This is a genomic window from Candidatus Halocynthiibacter alkanivorans, from assembly GCF_003333265.1.
GTDB lineage: Bacteria > Pseudomonadota > Alphaproteobacteria > Rhodobacterales > Rhodobacteraceae > Halocyntiibacter_A > Halocyntiibacter_A alkanivorans.
In genome coordinates, this window is sequence record NZ_QOLB01000035.1 from 1 (window position 1) to 18,390 (window position 18,390).

Genomic DNA, 18,390 nt, shown 5'->3' on the forward strand with positions numbered 1-18,390 from the left:
GCCTGGCCACGACCGGTCAAAAAGCGCCGCCGCCCTCCTGAGCGGCACAATGCCTGGCTTTTGGCGACAATTGCGGCCAGACTGGCGCTATGACACCTGTTCTCCTCGCTCTCTCAGTGGCGCTGCTGAGCGCTGCCACCGCGCCCGCCAACGCCGGCGGTCAGCCCGGGCACACGGGGCGCGATCCTCTCAGCCCTGCCCCGGGCGCGATGGCGACCGCCCCAACATCCACCCCGGTGACCACGCTGGCCACTGCAAACGAGCACACGCCGATGAGTGGCGCTGAATTTGACGCTTATGTCACCGGCAAGATCATCATCTACGCGGAAAACGGCCTGCCTTACGGCGTAGAAGAATACCTGCCGGGCAGCCGTGTCCGCTGGGCCTTTACCGGCAGCGCCTGCCAGGACGGCATCTGGTTTGCCCGCGATGAGCAGATCTGTTTTGACTACGGCGAAGAAAGAGGCGCGCAATGCTGGCAGTTCTTTCGCGACGGGGACGGGTTGCGCGCTGAGTTCCGCGGCGCCGGCGGCCTGGAGGTCTTTGAGGCCTGGCAGAGCACAGAGCCGATGTTTTGCCCCGGCCCGGATGTGGGCGTCTGAAGCGAAAGCCGCGCACGCTGCGCCAGCGGCCCTGAGCCGGATGTAAGCGGCTGACGGGTGGCGCGCCGCCCTGCCCCAGAGGCCAGAGGTCCAGCGCCCCGAACGCCCCACGCCGGCGGCCGGGAGGCCGGGAGGCCGGGAGGCAAAAATCAGGCAAAACGCGCGACCAGCGTGTTTTTCATTTTGGGTACACTGACCGCCGCCTAAAACAGCGACCCCTGGTCCGGCGCGGTGGGGTTTTTCTTTTTTGCCGCGGGTTTTGCCGCGGCGGGTACTGAGGCTTTTGCGGCGGTTTGTCCCGCTGCGCCATCCGCTTCTGCGACCGGCGTCCCGGCCCCGGGGCCCACAAGCACCCGCCCGTCGGCAAATTCGATCTCAAGCGCCGTGGCAGCAGCCGCTTCCGCCTGGCCGGTGACCACAGCATTGTCAGCGCGCACCACCGCATAGCCGCGCCGCAGCGTTTCGGTATAGCCAAGGGTCTGGCGCATACGCTCCAGCGCGTTCAATCGCTCCCTGTGCCCGTTCAGCCCGGCGTTTGCCACCGTCGAGAGCCGGGCGCTCAGCAGCGCCAGCCGCTCGCCCTCGCGGGTCTGCACCTGAACCAGCCGCCGGGTATCAAGCCGCATGGCCAGCCGGTCAAAATCAATCCGCTTTTGCCCGGCGTGCCGGCTCAGCGCCGGGGCCAGCCGCGCCGCCTGGCTCTCGGAGCGTTCGCGCAGCTGCGCCAACCGTGTGCTCAACAGGCCCGGGCGCAGACCGGCGCTGGCCTCAGACAGTTTCACGCGGCGCAGCTGAGTGCTGGCGGTAAGTGCGCGCGGCAGCCGCTCGGACGCTGTGTCCAGCCGCTGCCGCGGGGATTCCAGCAAGGTCTCCGCGCGCGGGAGCGCGCGCGCAAGATCGCGCAGCCGCTGGCCGCGCTGTTCAAGCCGTTGTGACATGGCGCGGGTCAGACGCGCCTGCTGCTCGCCCACCCAGGCCAGCAGCTCATGGCGCACCGGCACTGCCAGCTCCGCCGCCGCCGTCGGGGTCGGCGCCCGCTGGTCGGCGACATAATCGATCAGCGTGGTATCGGTTTCGTGGCCGATGGCGGAAATCAGCGGAATACGTGAGGCAGCTGCGGCGCGGGCCACGATTTCCTCGTTAAAACCCCAGAGATCCTCGGTCGAGCCACCGCCGCGTGCCACGATCAGAAGATCCGGCCGTGGCAGCGCCCCGCCCGGAGTCATCGCGTTAAACCCTTCGATCGCCCTGGTGACTTCCGGAGCGCAGTTCTGCCCCTGCACCGCCACCGGCCAGATCAGCACTTTGCGCGGGAAACGATCCCGCAGCCGGTGCAGAATGTCGCGGATCACTGCGCCCGACGGCGAGGTCACCACGCCGATAATCTCCGGCAGATAGGGCAGCTTCTGTTTCAGTTCCTGGGCAAACAGACCTTCAGCCTGCAGCGCGGCTTTGCGTTTCTCTAACATCGCCATCAGTGCGCCGGCGCCGGCCGGCACCACGTCTTCCACGATCAGCTGATAACGTGACTGACCCGGAAAGGTGGTCATACGCCCGGTGGCGATCACTTCCATGCCTTCTTCTGGTTTGACAGCCATTTTGGCGACCTGGCCTTTCCAGGACACCGCATTGATCACTGCACGGTCGTCTTTCAGGTCGAAATACATATGGCCCGAACGCGGCATCGACACCCGGCCCACTTCGCCGCGCACCCGCACATGGCCGAATTCGCCTTCAATCACCCGTTTCACCGCACCCGAAATTTCGGACACGGTGAATTCGGGGAAATTGTCGCCGGAATTTTCCGGACCGTCGTCGGGGCCGTCTTCAAACAAATCACTCATGCGGCGCAGACTAGCGGCGCGGAACAGCCGGGACCAGAGCGATTGCACCTCATTTGCGCGCTTCTTTGGCCTGGGAACAGCTGCCGGGCTTGCGGGAATCTGCTGCCCCGCTTATGCCGTGGCCAACACCAGACAATCGGAGAGTGCAATGAACATCCTTATTCTTGGCGGCGGCGGACGGGAACATGCGCTGGCCTGGGCGGTGATGCAGAACCCCAAATGCGACAAGCTGATTGTGGCACCGGGCAATGCCGGCATTGCAGCGATTGCCGAATGCGCCAGTTTTGATGTTGAAGACGGCGATGCGGTGGTGGGTTTTGCTGCCGAAAATGCGATTGATTTTGTCATCATCGGCCCCGAAGCGCCACTGGCGGCAGGTGTTGCCGACCGGTTGCGTGGTGCCGGCATCCTGTGTTTTGGCCCCTCCGCTGCGGCGGCACAGCTTGAGGCCTCCAAAGCCTTCACCAAGATGATCTGTGACGCGTCTGGCGCGCCCACCGCCGCCTACGCGCACTTTACCGAAGCCGAACCAGCGCGTGCCTATATCCGCGACCAGGGCGCCCCGATCGTGGTCAAGGCCGATGGTCTGGCGGCGGGCAAGGGTGTCATTGTGGCGATGAGTGAGGCCGAGGCGCTTGACGCAATTGACGATATGTTTGGCGGCGCCTTTGGCGGTGCCGGCGCAGAGGTGGTGATTGAAGAGTTCATGGAAGGCGAAGAGGCCAGCTTCTTCATCCTTTGTGACGGCAAGAACATCCTGCCGCTGGGCACTGCGCAGGATCACAAACGCGTCGGCGAAGGCGACCTTGGGCCCAACACCGGCGGCATGGGCGCCTATTCCCCCGCCCCGGTGATGACGGACGAGATCACCGCCAAAGCCATTGCCGAAATTGTACAGCCAACGGTGGATGAAATGGCGCGGCGCGGCACCCCCTATCAGGGCGTGCTCTATGCTGGTTTTATGATCAAAGACGGCCAGCCCCGTCTGGTGGAATACAACTGTCGTTTTGGTGATCCGGAATGTCAGGTGCTGATGATGCGGCTTGGCGCCCAGGCGCTGGATCTGCTGCAGGCCTGCGCTGAGGGGCGGCTCGATCAGATCCAGGCGACCTGGGCGGAGGATCACGCCATCACCGTGGTTATGGCGGCAGAGGGTTATCCCGGGGATTATGCCAAAGGCTCGGTCATCAAGGGGCTGGAGGCACTGGAGGGTGACAGTCTGAACATGGTGTTCCATGCCGGCACCAAACGGGTGGATGGCAAAATCACCGCCAATGGCGGCCGGGTGTTGAACGTCACCGCGCGTGGGAACACACTGCAGGAAGCGCGCGACCGCGCCTATGCCACGCTTGAGCGGATCGACTGGCCCGAAGGGTTCAGCCGCAGCGATATCGGCTGGCGCGCGCTTTAAGCCGCGACCTGGCGCAAACTGGCGCAGACCGGCCAGCGCGGGTTTTAAATCGAAAAAAGAAGACAGAGGGGGGCCGCAGCCCCCCTCTTGCCGTTCTGACGGCAAATCCCCCCCGCAAGTGGCATCCTGATGCGGATGCTGCAACACCACCGGGTCTGGTTCGCTTGATGCGCCAGGGGACGCACAAGGGCGAGTTGCCCGTGACGAAGACTGAGACACTTGCCGGGGCACCGGTGACGGGACGTCGCTGAATGAACAGCCCCAGGTGCGTTTGAATGGGGATGACGCGCCCGGTCGCGCTGGGATGAGCACGCCGGGACAGGAACGCTGAAACGGGACCACAGGAACGAGACCGAGACGGCCAGGGCGGAAAGCCTGCCAGGCGGCATCCGCACAAAGCAGCCAAACGACGCGCTTAGTTGCAGGCCAGTGCCCGGTCGACGGACGAGCTGCCATTGAAGGCGCCAATCTCGCGACTGCTGATCTTTGTGCCGTCAAAGCGGCTGGCGACGATGCGTGACCAGTCGGTGTTGACGGTGATGATCTCCGTCGTGCCATCGCAGTCGCGAATACCGCCGGTGATGAAATCCTGGCCGATCTGATGATTGGTGAGACCGCTTTTCTGCGCCACTTCCGTGAGTTGACCGCCTTCAAAACGCCAGATGCGCAGGATACGCGCCAGGTGTGGCCGGTCGATATAGGCGATCTCGATACTGCCGTCGCCGTCCAGGTCGGCAGTCCCGACAGGCGCCAGCCAGCGGCTGCTCTGGCCAATGTGGGGCGTGCTGGCAAGCCGGCCATCGCTGTTCCAGATCGTCAGCCGCGCCCCCAGCGCCAACGCGCTTTCCACCGTGATCACCTCGGGGAACCCGTCGCCGGTGACATCCGCGAGCCGGGGGGCGGTATCTTCAAACACCAGATTTTCCGGCAGGGTAAAACGGCGGCTGGACCCGTCTGCAAACTGCAGCTCCAGCGCGCCATATTCGATGTCATCGCCCAGAACCCCATGGGCGTAGCGGGTGGTGGGGGCGCTGTAGCTGGCGCCGGTAATGTCCCGTGCGCCCTCCGCTGCGGCGGCGGCGCCAAAGAACGCCGCGACCAGACACAGTGCGAGCGCGCCGCCCCGCCGCCACATCAGATCTGGCGTTCGGGCAGTTTCACCACCAGGCCATTCAGTGCCGCCGAGACTTTCACCTGGCAGGTGAGGCGCGACAGGGTGGCATTGGGTTCAAAGGCGAAGTCGAGCATGTCTTCTTCCATTGCCTCTTTTGCCGGCAGCTTGTCCACCCAGGCGGCGTCCACATAGGCATGGCAGGTCGAGCAGGCGCAGGCGCCGCCGCAATCGGCGTCGATACCGGGCACGCCGTTGTCGCGCGCGCCTTCCATCACGGTCAGCCCGTTGGCGACCTCTACCACATGTTCTTTGCCGTTGTGCTCGATATAGGTGATTTTGGCCATCTGAAGGGGCGCTCCGTAGTCTGGTTGATAGGCGGGCTCTGAGGCCGTTGCCTCCCAAATAAGCAAGCTGCGCCGGTTTGCCAAGTAGAGTGTGTTGTCATTGCCGTGATCGCACCGCTGAGCGGCGAATTGCACACGCGGGCCGGATCGGTCCGGATGCGCCACGGTCAGGATCAGACCGCACCAGCGCTGCAGAGCTCTTACGCTCTTACGCTCTTACGCTCTTATATTGAGAACACTCACCAGCAAGCAACGCCAGCACGCTTTCCCGTTTTTACGGAATCTTGTCAGGTGAAGTCCTGATCTCTTCCGCCGCCGGAGACACTTACAAATCCGCTGATGATACACAAAAACCCTACGCCCGGGCGGGTTGCAGATCTTTGATAGCCACATCACTGCCGGCTCTTTGCCATCCTGAAGCACCGACGAGATATAGCCTGGCCCCAAACCGGTATCCTGCGCAGCGGAGCACTTGCTGCATTCGATATTGTCGGGGGCAGCTTGCAGTCGTGCACGCATTGCATGGATGTCGAATTCAGCGCGTATGGCTACAGTCCCCGTTATTATGAACAGGAATGCACGTCGCATTTGTGAAGCCCCCGGGGCGTGGCACGGGTGACGGCGAAACCCGGCATCCCGGCGAAACCCGGGTGGCGCGGGTGGCGCGGAGTGAACTGATTTCATCCGCGGTTTACCTCAGGCCGAAGGCCCCGTTTCCAAGCCGGGCAAATGCGGCTATTGTAGTGCGAACCGGACCCGCAAGAGGTTCTGAAACAGATGAGCAGACTATGAACAGCCCAGATGCCCTATTCCGGCGCCACAGCGCCAAGCCGGCGCAGCGCGCGGCCGCACGCGGCCGCGCGCTGCGCTGGCTTGCACTCAGTTCAGGCCTGCTGGTGCTGGCCGGCTGTCAGGCGGCGACAGAGGCCGGACGCAGCCTGCCGGATCTGAATGAGCTGAGCGTGATGGCCGGGCTGACGACTCCTGCACCAGTGATCCTGCGCGGTGGCACACCGCAAGCACCTGCCGGCAGCCAGCCCGGCAGCTGTTTTGTCAGGGACGTCTCACCCGCCGTGGTGGAAAGCATCACCGAACAGGTTCAGATCAAACCCGAATTGCTGGACCGCACCACCGGCGAGGTGATCCAGCAGGCGGGATACCGTACCGACACGCGCCAGAGCATCGTCAGCGAACGCGCCGAAATTATGGTCCAGACCCCTTGCCCTGAAGTGCAGGATTTTGCTTTTATCGCCACCCTGCAGCGGGCGCTGAAGGCGCGCGGATTTTACGTGGCAAATGTGACCGGGATCATGGATGCGCGCACCCGGCGGGCCATTCGCAGCTATCAGGTGGCGCGCGGGGTGAACAGTGATGTGCTTTCGGTGCAAAGCGCCGAGGCGATGGGGCTGATTGCGACACAAGCGCCACCGCGCTGAGCCTGTCACCGCGGCCACAAAGGACCCAGACAGAGCTGGCACCTGGCCCTTCTTTTTGGCTTAAATATCCCCGCCGGAGGCTCTGTCACCGCCACGGCGCATGCGCGCGCAGCCGCTCGAAAATCTGGCCGCCCGCACGCTGCGCCAGTCTCCTGTTTACTGCCCCGGGTGGATCTGCTGCCGAAAGGGGGCCTGCCAGCTCTGGTGGCGCTGCTGACGCTTCGGCCCGCGAATTCCCGACGGGTTTCTGCTCATTTGGAATCACAGCCCCGGCACGAAAAAGGGCGGCCCGAAGGCCGCCCCTGGTGTTTCAACTTAAAGCCGGGTCACTCCAGTGTCAGCGCCACAAACCGTGGATCACCGCCGCGGCGCACCAGCAGCAGCAGAGATTTGCGGCCGCCTTCGCGGGCTTGCTCAATGCGGGCGTTCAGATCCTCAACCGAGCTCACCGCCATCTGTCCCGCTTCCACGATCACATCGCCGGCACGCAGGCCTTTGCTGAACGCTTCGGCGGTTTCATCGACACCGGTGATCACCAGGCCATCCGCACTCGCCGCAAGATCCAGTTCCGCGCGCAGCTCCGCTGTCATCGGCGACAGCGACAGGCCCAACACTTCGCCAAGCTTCGGCGCCGGAGGGGTTGCAACGACGGGGATCGGGGCTGCCTCTGCATCTTCGCGACGCCCCAGCGTGACCAGCAGCGTCTGGCTTTTGCCATCCCGGCGCACCACGATGCGCACCGCTTTGCCCACTTCGGTATTGCCGACCTGGCGCACCAGGCCCCGGGTGTCGACCACATCGACAGTGTCAAATGAGGTGATCACATCGCCGGCCAGAATGCCCGCCTCAGCGGCCGGGCCATCGGGCACATCCGTCACCAGAGCCCCGGACGCGGTCTCAAGGCCAAGCGCCTCAGCCACGTCTTCGGTCACGTCCTGAATGCGCACACCGAGCCAGCCACGCCGGGTTTCTCCAAACTCGCGCAGTTGTTCGATCACCGGTGCCACCACATTGGAGGCCATGGAAAACCCAATGCCGATAGAGCCACCGGTGGGCGACAGGATCGCGGTGTTCACGCCGATCACACCACCGTCCATATTGAACAGCGGACCACCGGAATTGCCTTTGTTGATCGCGGCGTCCGTCTGGATGAAATCATCATAAGAGCCGGACAGGGTGCGGTTGCGCGCCGAAATGATACCGGCGGAGACCGAAAAGCCCTGGCCAAGCGGGTTGCCCACGGCCATCACCCAGTCGCCGACACGCGAGACGTCACTGTCGCCAAACGGCACAAAGGTCAGCGCGGTGTCGCTTTCGACTTTAAGCAGCGCCAGATCGGTCTTTGGATCGGTGCCAACCACTTTCGCCGGCAGTTTCATGCCTTCATAAAATTCGATCATAATCTCGTCGGCACCGTCGATCACGTGATTGTTGGTGACGATATAACCATCTTCAGAAATCACAAAACCGGATCCCAGCGCCTGGCTGCGCCGCGCGCGGCGGTTGTCGCCACCCTGGCCATTGCGATCCATAAATTCTTTAAAAAATTCTTCAAACGGCGAGCCTTCGGGCACCATCGGGCCAGGAGCTGCCGGCGCCGCCACTGTGGTGGAGGTGGTGATATTGACCACCGCCGGGCTGACGGCTTCGGCCAGATCAGCGAGGCTTTCGGGCGCACCCCGGGCCTGAGCCTGGGCAATCCAGGCCAGCAACATCAGGGTGCTGAGCGCCAGAACCGCGAGCATGCGGGTCATCAACTGAGGGGAACGGGAAATGGAAACAGCCTGCGGTTTCACGCGTAACTCCTTGTTTGTAGGCCCTAAACCCGACACGGGTATTCACAGGGGCCGTATGCGTCACGATCAAATGTAAGATCGCCGTCGGAAAGAACAACTCTGAAAACCGCGATGGTTTATCAACTTGGTGTGATCGCGGCTGCGAACACAGTGTCTATATAGTCTGAATAATATGAAATTCTGGTTTTTAAACTCAAAGACCTGCATATCGGCTGATTGCCACCAGGAGCACGCCGGCCGCCAGTGCCGCGAGCCCGATCAGGCGCCGGGTCTGCAGCGGCATGTCCGCCAGCAGGCGCAACAGCTCATCAAAGCGAAAAGGGGCCAGTGCGAACACCAGCCCCTCCACAATCAGTACCAGCCCAAGGGCCAGAAGGATCCACGCCATTATTGCGGCGTTACCGTTTTAAAGTAGTCGAAGAACTCGCTGTCAGGTGACATCACCATCGAGGAATTGCCCGACTGGAACGCTTTGCGGTAGGCGGCAAGGGAGCGGTAGAATTCGAAGAACTCCTGATCCTTGCCAAAGGCTTCTGCAAAGACCGCGTTGCGGTTGGCGTCGGCTTCACCACGGGTGATCTCCGCCGTCCGGGCCGCGTCAGATTCAACTTCGACCACAGTCCGGTCGGCCTGGGCACGAACCCGCTGCGCGGCTTCTTTACCACGGGCGATTTCGTCTGCAGCTTCACGTTCCCGTTCTGCGCGCATCCTGGCAAAGGTTGAGTCAAGGTTTTGCACCGGCAGATTGGTCTGTTTCAGCCGCACATCGACCACTTCCAGACCCAAAGGCAGCGCGCGCAAGCGGGCGTTGTCGCGGATCCGGACCATCAGCCCGGCACGCTCAGAAGACAGGATGGTGGCAGAGGTTACCTGATCAGAACCAAGCACTTCGCGCACCTGGGCGTTGAGGATCCGTTCCAGCCGGTCTTCAGCAACCCGCAGGCCGCCAACACCAACTGCCTGACGGAATTGCACAACATCGGTAATCCGGTAGCGTGCGAACGCATCTACAACCAGACGACGGTCATCAGAGGGCGTGACTTCGATTTCGGCAGTTTCCAGCGACAGGATGCGGTCATCATAATAAACCACTTCCTGGATCAGCGGAATTTTGAATCCCAGACCGGGATCTTCTTTCACCGCTTTGATCTGACCAAACTGCAGCACCAGCGCCGTTTGACGTTCGTCAACGATAAAGACCGAGGACATCGCCACGATCACAGCCAGGATGATGGCTGGCAGGATAAGTGTTGTCTTGCGCATCAGTTGCTTCCCCCTCTGGTGAGCTCATTCAGGGGCAGGTAAGGCACCACACCCTGGCCGCCCGCGTCGCCGTCGATGACCACTTTGTTCACCCGGCCAAGCACTTCTTCCATGGTTTCCAGATAGAGACGTTTGCGGGTCACTTCCGGCGCGTTCAGATATTCGCCCAGAACCGCAGTGAAACGGCTGGCTTCACCTTCGGCTTCATTCACCACGCGGGCGCGGTAGCCTTCGGCTTCTTCGATGATCTGGGCCGCGTTACCACGGGCCGAGGCCAGCACGGTATTGGCGTAGGCATCTGCTTCGCGTTCCAGACGGTCGCGTTCCTGCTCTGCCGCCTGCACTTCACGGAAAGAATTCAGCACTTCGCGCGGCGGATCGGCTTTGTCGAGGTTGACGCGCACCACGTTGATGCCGGACTCATAGCTGTCCAGGGTTGCCTGGATCAGTTCCTGTGCGGTGGTGGAGATCAGGCCACGATCCCGGTTCAGGATCGGTGCCAGTTCGCTGGTGGCAATAATTTCACGCATCGCCGATTCAGCCACCGCCTGGATGGTCTGATCGGGATCGGCGAGATTAAACAGGAATTTGGCCGGATCGTTGATGTTCCAGACCACCTGAAAATCGATGTCGACGATGTTTTCATCCGTGGTCAGCATCAGGCCGGACGGACCTGCCCTGCCCACGCCGACGTTTTCAATGCGCTCGGCGGTCACCGAAATAACTTCGGCGGTGACCAGGGGCCAGGGCGCGAAGTTCAGACCGGATTCGCCGATGCTGGAAAACTTGCCCAGGAACAGCTCAACCGATTGCTCTTCGGGCTTCACGGTATAGAAGGAGGAAAACGCCCAGAGGCCGATCGCCACTAGCGCCGCCAGACCAAAGGTGCCGCGGGTAAACTGCGGCCCGTCTGCGTCGCCACCGTTGCCGCCGCCTTTGCCGCCACGACCGCCCATAAGGACGCGCAGCTGCTCCTGGCCTTTTTTCATCAGCTCATCGATTTCGGGCGGCATCTGCGGGTCGCGGCCCGGGCGCTGTGGCGGCCGTTTATCGCCACCGCGATCATCATCGTCGCGGCCTCCGCCGCCGCCGCCCCATGGGCCGCCATTGTTACTGGCCATATTGGTCAGGTCCTCTCTTTTCAAATACAGATCCGGGATTGCCCGGGCTGCTCGCATGAAACATGCAGGTAAACTGGGCTTTGACGCCCGTAAAATCAAGCCTTTCGAACCGGTTCTTTCATCAGCACCAGTTCTTCAGCCATCGTGGGATGTACCGCCACGGTTGCGTCGAAGTCTTCTTTGGTCGCGCCCATTTTCACCGCGATGCCGGCGATCTGGATCATCTCGCCCGCATGGGGGGCAATAATATGGCAGCCCAGCACTTTGCGGCTTTGCTCCGAGACGACCAGTTTGAACATTACCCGTTCCTTGTGGCCGATAAAATTGCTTTGCATCGGGCGGAAGGCGGCGCAGTAGACCTCAATCGGTTCTATATCGCGCGCTTCTTCTTCCGAGAGGCCGACAGTGCCGAATTCCGGCTGGGTGAACACCGCCGAGGGAATCAGCGCGTGATCGGGTTTCATCGCATTACCGCGGAACACGGTTTCATGGAACGCCACCCCTTCGCGGATCGCCACCGGTGTCAGGTTGACGCGGTCGGTCACATCCCCCACCGCATAGATCGAAGGCACCGAAGTCTGGGAATAGTCGTCAACTTCAACTGCGCCGTTGCGCGCCAGGTTCACACCCGCGTTTTCAAGACCCAGGCCGATGGTGTGCGGCTTGCGCCCGGTGGCATAGAGCACAACGTCAAAGATTTCCGCGCCGCCGGTGGAGTTTCTGACGCGGATCCTGCCGTCGTGTTTCTCCATCGAGCTCACATTGGTGCCCAGGTGCAGGTCGATCCCGTTGGCGATCATTTCATTGGCGATATGGCCGCGCGCTTCGTCATCAAAGCCGCGCAGGATCTGCGCGCCGCGGTAATACTGGGTCACATTGCAGCCCAGGCCGTTGAAAATGCCGGCGAATTCAGAGGCGATATAACCGCCGCCAACGATAAGGATTTTATTCGGCAGCTCCGGAATGTCAAAGATCTCGTTTGAAGTGATCGCCAGCTCGTGACCGGGAACTGTGTCGGGCACAAAGGGGGTGCCGCCCACCGCGATCAGGATATGTTTGGTGGTTTTTTCGGTACCATCGGCGAGCCGTACGGTGTGGGCGTCCACCACAGTGGCGCGCTGGTGAAAGATTTCCACCCCTGCGTTGCTGGCGTTGCGGTCATAGATCGCTTCCAGCCGGGCGAGTTCTTTATGCAGTTCACCCTGGAACCGGCCCCAGTCAAAGGCGCCAACAGATGCTTCCCAGCCGTAGGCTTTGGCGGCGGCGATTTCTGCCGGGAACGACGAGGCAAACACCATCAGTTTTTTCGGGATACAGCCGCGGATGACACAGGTGCCGCCCATGCGGAATTCTTCAGCGAGGCCAACTTTATGGCCGTCAGCCGCCGTCAGACGTGCAGAGCGCACCCCGCCGGAGCCACCGCCAATAACAAAAAGATCATAATCAAAGCTCATCCAGGCGCTCCTTTGGCCATCGTAATTTTTGCCAGCACTGCCCCGTGCGGGGGCATGGTGCCAATTTTGGGGATCATCAGGTCCCGGGCTTGCGATCTGGTAAATCCGGGCGGGCTTCTGCCACTGCGGCGCGCAGATCACCGGCACGGTCCCCGAGCAGCTTTAAGGCCACGCCGGCATATTGTTCTTTGCCGCCCTCCTCAGGCGTCCATGCGAACACCACTGTTGAGGCCCCGGTGGCCAGCCCGGCCCAGGTCAGCTGATCCCAATGGATAAAGGGCCGCGCGAACAGGTTGTAGATCTGCACCCCCTCATCAGAGGTTTCCACAATGTTGCGCTGACGCAGCAGCCCGGCAAGAATACCCAGCGCCCAGACAGCACTGAGCCCGGCCCAGAGCAGCATAAACACGCCGCCACCGCCCAGACCTTCCAGCAGGCTCCAGACCGAGACGGAGGCGACCAGCGCGCCGCGCACAAAGGTCACCAGGGTCTGTTGTGGCGTACGTGATATCAGCATTCAGTTCAGGTCCGTTGTTCAGCCCGCCAGCCCGGGCATCCGGTCCGCTGGGTCAGCCCGCTCTCGCAGCCTGCAGAAGATCTGCAGTGTCAGTCTGCGAGGTCGGAAAAAATATTGTCGCTTTCGGCGAATTCGATCTGGTCGGTGACGTGGGTGCCTTCATTTATGTCGTGCACATCAACTTTGCCATCCCCGTGCCCGATCACAACTACGTCACAAATGTCTACAAACAGACCGTTTTCGACCACACCGGGCACCTGGTTCAGCACCAGCGCCAGCTGACGCGCATTGCCGATCGAGCGCAGATGCAGGTCGAGAATGTGATTGCCCTCGTCCGTCATCAGCGGCGCATCGCCGTTCATACGCAACGTCGTGGTGGTGCCCAGCACTTCCATGGACGGCAGCAGTTCTTCCACCAGCGCTTTGGTGGTCTGCCAGCCAAAGGGAATGATTTCAATTGGCAGCGGGAAGGCACCCAGCGTATCCACCCTTTTGGACACATCCGAGATCACGATCATCTGGTCGGACGCGGTGGCAACGATTTTTTCCTGCAACAGCGCCGCGCCGCCCCCTTTGATCAGGTTCAGCTCCGAGTCAAACTCATCGGCGCCGTCAATGGTCAGGTCGAGCCATTTGGCCTCGTCCAGGCTGGTGATGGTGATGCCCTGCTGACGTGCCAGTTCAGCGGTGCGGCTGGAGGTGGGCACACCGATGATCTTCAGCCCCTCTTCGCGCACCCGTTCGCCCAGGCAGCGCACCATCCAGGCCGCGGTGGAGCCGGTGCCCAGGCCCAGTTTCATACCGTCTTCAACAAATTCAACCGCGCGTTTGGCGGCGACGAATTTTGCCGTATCAATAGGGGAAAGTTGTCCGCTCATCTGCGTGCTCCGTATCTGATTGCGCATGTTATAGGAAAGAAGACGCCCGCGCGCGAGTGCAATTTGTATCATGGCTTGGAAGCGGCGCTGAAAATGCTTAGATAACCGGGAAGAGGCTGGCAGCGAGGGTCGCCGCAGAGGTGACAGCAGACGCGACACCAGCCTGACCTGGAGGGAATATATGCACCGGATGATCTATCTGATCCTTGGCTGGATCGCGGTGGCGCTTGGCGCCATCGGTGTGCTGTTGCCGGTGCTGCCCACCACACCGTTTATCCTTTTGGCGGCCTTCCTGTTTGGCAAGGGCAGCCCGCGCGCCCGCGCCTGGCTGATTGAGCACGCCCATTTTGGCCCTTTGATTGAGGATTGGGAGCGCAGTGGTGCGATCGCACCGAAATATAAAGCGATCGCCTGTGGCATGATGGGGGTGACCTTTGCCGCCAGCTGGTATTTTGGGGTGAAACCCTTTGTGCTGGTGATTCAGGCCGTCAGCCTCGGTGGCGCGGCCTGGTTTGTGCTGAGCCGCCCGAACGGGCCCGCGGATATCACGTCTGAGACGCCAGAAGACATCACCAGCCCCGGGCAGTAAGCACCTCCGCAAGACAGTGCCGCGGCAGGATCACCAGCATGCCGTCATTGTGAAACGCCACCTCGACCGGCCCCTCTGCCACCCTGTTTGACGTGCCGATGGCAGCGCCCGGCGCCATACGCAGCCCGTCGATTGGCCAGTGCAAGCCGCGGCTGGTGCCGGTGACCGGTTGCAGTGGAAACAGCGAAAACCTGGTGCCCTCTTCCAGCTCCAGTTTCAGGACGCCAGCGGAGGCGGAATGGTGAAACACCAGATCCTCACTGCCGAGCAGCACCACATTTTTGCCGGTGCGCTGTACGAGGCTCGAGAGCACCGCCAATTCATGGTCCAGCCGGCCCCCCAGAAAGCCAAGCCCCAGCAACAGCGGCGCCTCAACCGCGACCAGAACCTTGTCAAAATCGGTGCTGTCCTGGGCGTTAACCACATGTTGGCGGGCGGCAGGAATCGCGGCGCGGCTGGCGGCATCAATTGAGTCATAATCCCCGATCACCGCTTCGGGCATCACGCCGGCCGCAAGTGCGGCGCCAGCACCGCCATCCGCCGCCACCAGACGCGGCGCAATCGCCTGAAGTTCAGCAATTTCAGTACGTTCAACCGGTCCACCACCGACAATCGTGATGGGTGTGCGACTTGAAAACAGGATTTCCGACATGTTGAAGCGCCTCTTTTACCTTCCCATGCCACAATTTTGCCATGAAAAGATACGCTCTTTTGCGCAGTTCTGTTCTTATTTGCGAACCAATCCATGGTAAATAAGATGTCAACACGGCGGTATTGAAAGCGAGATTTTGATGGTTGGCGCAAGTAAAATTCTAACGGTTTCGTACGGGACATTTTCCTGCACGCTCGAAGGCTTTGACGATCCGTTTTCAACTATGCGCGGCATCGCAGAGTATTTCCGCGATCTGGCAGCAGAGGACCGCTATTTTGGCGCCGAACCACCGGTGCCGGATGCGGAAATGCTGCATCGTATCGCGGAGCGCGAATTGCAGCGCCGGGTCGAAGCCAAAGTTGAAAACGGCGGTATTATTCTGCGCCAGCTGGACACGCCGGTGGCCGCTGCTGCCCCGGCTTCTGACGCTGATTCTGCGCCGGCTGCCGTTGCCGCAGAGGCGGTTGAACCTGTTGAAACCACACCGGCGGTCGCATCACCAGTCACCGCGGCTCAAAGCAGCGCTGCAGAGTTGACAGCCGAACTGCCAGCAGACGTGGCAGAAGAGGCGGCAGCGGATGCGCCCGCGCCACTGGCTGAAACCAGCGCCAAAAGCGCCGGGCCAGACATCGCCGCAATCAGCTCCGCAGAAGACAGCACAGAACATTCCCCGGAAGCCGCTGTGCCTGAGGCGGTGGAATCCATTGCAGAAGCACAGCCCGCGCCTCAGCCTGAGCAGAGCCCCGCGCCGCTTGCGGAAGAGCTGTTCATCGCGCCGGATGACGAGATGTCTGCTTATGAGGACGAAGATCTGATCGACCCCTCAGCGCCCTACAACCCTGGACAATACAAAGACCGTGACGGGTTTTCCGCTGCCCCCACCTCGCCCTGGGCCAGCGCCAAACCTGCGCCGGCGGCGGACATCAGCCATGACGAAGATTCCATTGCCGCAAAACTGCTGCGGATCCGCGCGGTGGTTGCACAGCCGGAGCAACACCAGCCGTTCAGCGATGAACTGGCTGCAGATTCCTTATTTGACGACGCGCCTTCTGACGATGAAGAGATTGACGATATGCGCGCCGGGGGCGACGACAATTTCGTAGATCAGTTTGTCTCTGACGCGCTGACGGAAGTGCGCGACGCAGATCAGCGTGCCCCCTTTGCCGACGTGGCGGATGCGGATATTTCCGAAGAAGCCGCCGGCGGTGGTTTTGACGGTATAGAAGAGGCGGGCGATCCTTCTGTGGATCTGCCGGACGCTGAGGCGGTGAATGCGCCGCAGGTCCGCGCCGCTGCCGATGAAAATGAAGATGAAGATGCAGGCACCGTTGCGCAGGCGGGCGATGACACAGACGAGAACCTTTTTCAGCCTGGTGCTGAAACTGCATCCGATGACGAGGATGCACTGAGCATCATTGAGCCGGTGGCCGATCCGGAATTCCATACCGCGCCCGACGCGGAAATTCGTGACGCGGTGGCGGTTGATGACGCCCTGGCCATCGTCGACGCAGCAGAGGCTGTCGAAGCGGATAGCTTTGGCGAGACCAGCAGTGACGTGCCAGCAGCATTGGAAAGCGCGACGGATGACGCCGCTGACGGTGGGGCTGACGGTGGGGCTGACGGTGGGGCTGACGGTGGTCCTGAGGCGCGGCCTCAGGAGGACGAAGCGCCGGCGACGGAAGTTTCAGCAACGGCGGACAAGGCCGGGCTGCAGGACGACGCGCCAGTGGCTGACGATCTCGCGACAGACAGCAATGACGACCCTGCGCAGGAACAGGTCCAGCTGGCTGCAGAAGAAGAGATCACTGAGACCGGTGAGGACGCTTCAGAAGAGGCCACCGGGCTCGCTGAAGATCCTTCAGAGCTTGCCAAGGCAGAACTTATCGCGACGATCGCTGCCGGCCTGGCAGACGTGGACACTGACGAGGCGGCACCTGCCGACAGCGGCGAGGCGCAAGTCAGCAATATTGAAGCGGAAGAAGACGCCGACGCCACAACATTAAGTGACCTGGCCAATATTCTGCTGACGACGGCAGAGGACGAGCTTGCGGGCGTTGAGAAGGCAGACACCACCACCGTCACTGAAGCCGCAGATGCACCTGAACCTGCAGAAGAAACGGAACCTGCCACCGCCTCCCGGGCCCGTGTAGTGAAAATGCGCCGTGCAGATTTTGAAGCCGCGCGCAGTGACGGCACTTTGCAGGTCGCGATGGAAAAAGCCGCTGAGGCGGAAGCTGCCGCCAAAGGCGCCGCGGCCCAAAACACCGGCGGCGACGCGGACAACGACGATCCGGTAGGTGAGGACGAATTTGCCGGCAGTTCGCTGAGTGATGCGGATGAAGAATCGTTGCTGGCCGCGCTGGCCGCTGCCCGCTCCGGCCCGGAAGAGGACGCCGGTACCGCAGACACGCAGGCAGATACACAGGCAGATACACAGGCTGAAACTTCGGCCGCCCCTTCGACTGAGTCAACTGCGGACACAACTGACCCTCAGGACATTGCGGAGACGGCAGAAATGCCACTGACCCGCAGCGGCCGCGCCGTGCTGGAAGACGCCAATACGGTCAACACCGTGGACCGCATCCTCTCCGCCACCGACGCGGAACTGGCCAAGCCGGAAACCTCGCGCCGCCGCTCTGCCATCCAGCATCTGAAAGCTGCCGTTGCGGCGACCCGTGCCGACACGCCAGACAGCCGCCAGGGGCCTGAACCCCGCGATGGCCGCTATCGCGATGACCTGGCCCATGCGGTGCAGCCGCGCCGTCCGGGACGCAATCAGCGCGGTGAGCGTCTTGCAGAACGTCCGATGGCACCGCTGGTGCTGGTTTCGGAGCAACGGGTGAACGGTACCAACCGCCCCGCCGCCGCGGTCAGCTCTGAGCGCCACGATACCCATCCTGCGATCCGGCCCCGCCGCATCCGTACGCCGCAATCGGGCGCACAGCCCTCTGTGGTCGCCGCCCTGGCGCAGCAGGTGGCCGCTGACCCGGAAAAGCAGAACCTGTTTGATGACTCCGAAGGCTTTGCCGAATACGCCGAATCGGTGGGCGCACATCAGCTGACCGACCTGCTGGAGGCCGCCGCCGCCTATACGGCTTTTGTGGAAGGGCAGCCGCATTTCTCGCGGCCACAGATCATGCAGACGGTGTCCAAGCTGAATGAGGGCGCGTTTTCCCGCGAAGAAGGGCTGCGCAGTTTTGGCCAGTTGTTGCGCGCCGGCAAAATTCGCAAAATCAAGCGTGGCCAGTTTCAGATTGATGAGGACACCAGGTTCAGACGCGAAGACCTGGCTGGCTGAACGCGGCCTGAAAGATCAAAAAAGGCGGCTCCTGACGGGCCGCCTTTTTTATTTTCAGAGTGTCCGATTGG

The 18,390-nt window shown here is 61.8% G+C and carries 16 protein-coding genes; 5 read left to right on the top strand and 11 right to left on the bottom strand.

Features of this window, described 5'->3' with window-relative positions; genetic code table 11:
* The first annotated feature begins 89 nt into the window (after window positions 1-89).
* On the top strand, window positions 90-602 hold the full coding sequence (locus tag DWA01_RS02745; RefSeq protein ID WP_235008404.1) for a hypothetical protein: 513 nt from the start codon (window positions 90-92) through the stop codon (window positions 600-602).
* 203 nt (window positions 603-805) lie between these two features.
* Here DWA01_RS02745 and xseA read toward each other — a convergent pair whose 3' ends face one another.
* Window positions 806-2,446: an exodeoxyribonuclease VII large subunit gene (xseA, locus tag DWA01_RS02750; RefSeq protein WP_114284122.1), complete on the bottom strand. Its 1,641-nt coding sequence runs from the start codon at window positions 2,444-2,446 to the stop codon at window positions 806-808.
* 148 nt (window positions 2,447-2,594) lie between these two features.
* On the opposite strand from xseA, the gene purD reads away from it, so the two are divergent.
* Window positions 2,595-3,857 carry a phosphoribosylamine--glycine ligase gene (purD, locus tag DWA01_RS02755; RefSeq protein ID WP_114284123.1) on the top strand — a complete coding sequence of 421 codons (1,263 nt, stop codon included), beginning with the start codon at window positions 2,595-2,597 and terminating at the stop codon, window positions 3,855-3,857.
* 415 nt (window positions 3,858-4,272) lie between these two features.
* On the opposite strand, the gene DWA01_RS02760 is transcribed toward purD, so the two are convergent.
* Entirely contained in the window at window positions 4,273-4,992 is a 720-nt protein-coding gene (locus DWA01_RS02760) for an FG-GAP repeat domain-containing protein (RefSeq protein WP_235008405.1), read from the bottom strand.
* The gene (locus DWA01_RS02765; protein ID WP_114284124.1) at window positions 4,992-5,315 is read right to left on the bottom strand and encodes a 2Fe-2S iron-sulfur cluster-binding protein; all 324 of its coding nucleotides are present in this window, start codon (window positions 5,313-5,315) and stop codon (window positions 4,992-4,994) included. Before DWA01_RS02765 ends, DWA01_RS02760 begins: the two co-directional genes overlap by 1 nt.
* A gap of 788 nt (window positions 5,316-6,103) precedes the next feature.
* Between DWA01_RS02765 and DWA01_RS02770 the strand changes: the two genes are divergently transcribed.
* Window positions 6,104-6,751: a peptidoglycan-binding domain-containing protein gene (locus tag DWA01_RS02770; protein WP_160115948.1), complete on the top strand. Its 648-nt coding sequence runs from the start codon at window positions 6,104-6,106 to the stop codon at window positions 6,749-6,751.
* Window positions 6,752-7,077: 326 nt separating this feature from the next.
* On the opposite strand, the gene DWA01_RS02775 is transcribed toward DWA01_RS02770, so the two are convergent.
* The 7 genes from DWA01_RS02775 to rpiA form a co-directional block, all read right to left on the bottom strand.
* Window positions 7,078-8,505 (bottom strand): DegQ family serine endoprotease, encoded by a 1,428-nt coding sequence (locus DWA01_RS02775; protein WP_114284126.1) that lies wholly within the window; start codon window positions 8,503-8,505, stop codon window positions 7,078-7,080.
* A gap of 235 nt (window positions 8,506-8,740) precedes the next feature.
* A complete protein-coding gene (locus DWA01_RS02780) occupies window positions 8,741-8,935 on the bottom strand; it encodes a DUF2065 family protein (RefSeq protein WP_114284127.1) in 195 nt (64 codons plus the stop codon).
* Window positions 8,935-9,810, bottom strand: a complete 876-nt coding sequence (gene hflC, locus DWA01_RS02785) for a protease modulator HflC (protein WP_114284128.1) — start codon at window positions 9,808-9,810, stop codon at window positions 8,935-8,937. The genes DWA01_RS02780 and hflC overlap by 1 nt, the downstream gene beginning before the upstream one ends.
* Window positions 9,810-10,931: an FtsH protease activity modulator HflK gene (hflK, locus tag DWA01_RS02790; protein WP_114284129.1), complete on the bottom strand. Its 1,122-nt coding sequence runs from the start codon at window positions 10,929-10,931 to the stop codon at window positions 9,810-9,812. The genes hflC and hflK overlap by 1 nt, the downstream gene beginning before the upstream one ends.
* Window positions 10,932-11,026: 95 nt before the next feature.
* The gene (gor, locus tag DWA01_RS02795) at window positions 11,027-12,385 is read right to left on the bottom strand and encodes a glutathione-disulfide reductase (protein ID WP_114284130.1); all 1,359 of its coding nucleotides are present in this window, start codon (window positions 12,383-12,385) and stop codon (window positions 11,027-11,029) included.
* A gap of 76 nt (window positions 12,386-12,461) precedes the next feature.
* Window positions 12,462-12,902 (bottom strand): hypothetical protein, encoded by a 441-nt coding sequence (locus tag DWA01_RS02800; protein ID WP_114284131.1) that lies wholly within the window; start codon window positions 12,900-12,902, stop codon window positions 12,462-12,464.
* Window positions 12,903-12,991: 89 nt separating this feature from the next.
* On the bottom strand, window positions 12,992-13,780 hold the full coding sequence (gene rpiA, locus DWA01_RS02805) for a ribose-5-phosphate isomerase RpiA (RefSeq protein ID WP_114284132.1): 789 nt from the start codon (window positions 13,778-13,780) through the stop codon (window positions 12,992-12,994).
* 181 nt (window positions 13,781-13,961) lie between these two features.
* On the opposite strand from rpiA, the gene DWA01_RS02810 reads away from it, so the two are divergent.
* Window positions 13,962-14,369, top strand: a complete 408-nt coding sequence (locus DWA01_RS02810) for a YbaN family protein (protein ID WP_114284133.1) — start codon at window positions 13,962-13,964, stop codon at window positions 14,367-14,369.
* Here DWA01_RS02810 and DWA01_RS02815 read toward each other — a convergent pair.
* Window positions 14,350-15,021: a thiamine diphosphokinase gene (locus tag DWA01_RS02815; protein WP_114284134.1), complete on the bottom strand. Its 672-nt coding sequence runs from the start codon at window positions 15,019-15,021 to the stop codon at window positions 14,350-14,352. The two genes, DWA01_RS02810 and DWA01_RS02815, sit on opposite strands and share 20 nt — an antisense overlap.
* A gap of 139 nt (window positions 15,022-15,160) precedes the next feature.
* Between DWA01_RS02815 and DWA01_RS02820 the strand changes: the two genes are divergently transcribed.
* Window positions 15,161-18,319 (top strand): hypothetical protein, encoded by a 3,159-nt coding sequence (locus DWA01_RS02820; RefSeq protein WP_114284135.1) that lies wholly within the window; start codon window positions 15,161-15,163, stop codon window positions 18,317-18,319.
* Window positions 18,320-18,390: the final 71 nt, after the last annotated feature.